We start from the raw sequence: 1,286 nt of genomic DNA, 5'->3' as shown, positions 1-1,286 counted from the left end.
TGATCCGGGAACAGAATTGGCCAGAGTTCTTAGATTCGCTACAACATGACCCGTTGGATCTATGTAATTTATCGGATTATACCCACAATAAGCGTAGGCATGTTCCTTCCACGTCGGGTTCTTTGCCAAACTATCCGCAGAAACAAATCTTTGGATCTGCGGGTCGTAGTAGCGGGCTTTGAGGTAATAATAGCCTGTTTCCTGGTCAAGGTATTCCCCGGCGTAGCGGAAGGGGTTGTCAAGGTGCTCCACTTCGGCGCGCCACAGCGTAGCGAAGGGCTTTCCGGGAACGAGCTGTAGCTCATTAGTCAGTTCTTTGCCGAAGGGGTCATACTCATAATCTTTAACGATTTCGCCCCGTTCGTCAAGCAGTTGGGTTACGTCGCCGTGGCCGTTGAAGAGGTAATAGTATATGTCGTCAGCGGAAATCTCGTTCGACGTTCTACGTTCTACGTTCGACGTTGAGGGAGCAAAGCCAGTACTCATGAACGTCTGTCTGGAAATGAGGTCGAGGCCGTAGAAGTTTTTCGCCTTTAGCTTGCCGCCGCCGTCGGTTTCAAGGATAAGGTCGCCTCCGTCATAGGTGAAGTTGGTTATTTCCCCGTCCACGTCTTTGCTTGTGCGCAGCCCGTTGCCGTTATATTCGTACCGGGCGCGCCTCCCGTCAGGTGTCACCGCTTCGCGTAGTTGGTTCCAGTCGTCAAATCTGTAGCTTGAGTTTTCGGATACAACGAGCGAGCCGTCGCGGTAGATTAGTTTGCTCTTTTCGATCTGGTTGCCGTTGTTGTCGTAACCGAACAGGGAGCGGGTGGTCTCGTCGCCGTCCTTCTCTTCCTGCAGGAGGAGTTCGCTGTTCCGGTTGTATTTGTATGAGGTCTCCTTAACGCGTCCGTCATGGTTCTCGCTTAGTTCAGTCAGGTTACCTAAGTTGTCGTAGGTGTAGCTCTGGGTCAGGTTGTCCGGCAGTACGGCGGTCTTCAGGCGGGACAGAGCGTCGTAGTAATAACGGCTGGTACCGTTTTTATCGACCTTTTTGGTCTGGTTGCCGCGCCGGTCGTAGGAGTATTCGTAACTGGAAAGGACATCTTCGCCTTTTTTGTTTGCCAGGCTGGTCAGCATGCCGCCGGGGTTGTAGCGGTAATCCGTAGTCACGCCGGTGACTTCGTTCACCGTAGCGGTCAGGCGGTTGGCGGCGTCATACCGGTAACTGACCGCCCGCCCCTGTTCCCGGGCCTGCGTCAGCAGCCCCAGGTTGTTGTATGAGTATTTGATGTCCATCAGCTTGT

At 53.4% G+C, this 1,286-nt stretch carries 1 protein-coding gene; it reads right to left on the bottom strand.

Annotated elements, in window-relative coordinates; genetic code table 11:
* Positions 1–1,286, bottom strand: a 1,286-nt coding sequence (locus AB1500_13165) for an RHS repeat-associated core domain-containing protein (protein MEW6184096.1), incomplete at both ends; no start/stop codon positions are given.

The sequence above is a fragment of the Bacillota bacterium genome (genome assembly GCA_040755295.1).
In the GTDB taxonomy this organism is placed as follows: Bacteria; Bacillota; Desulfotomaculia; order Desulfotomaculales; family Ammonificaceae; genus SURF-55.
Note: the sequence above shows the minus strand (reverse complement) of the source record. Positions and strands in the feature narration are given on the sequence as shown.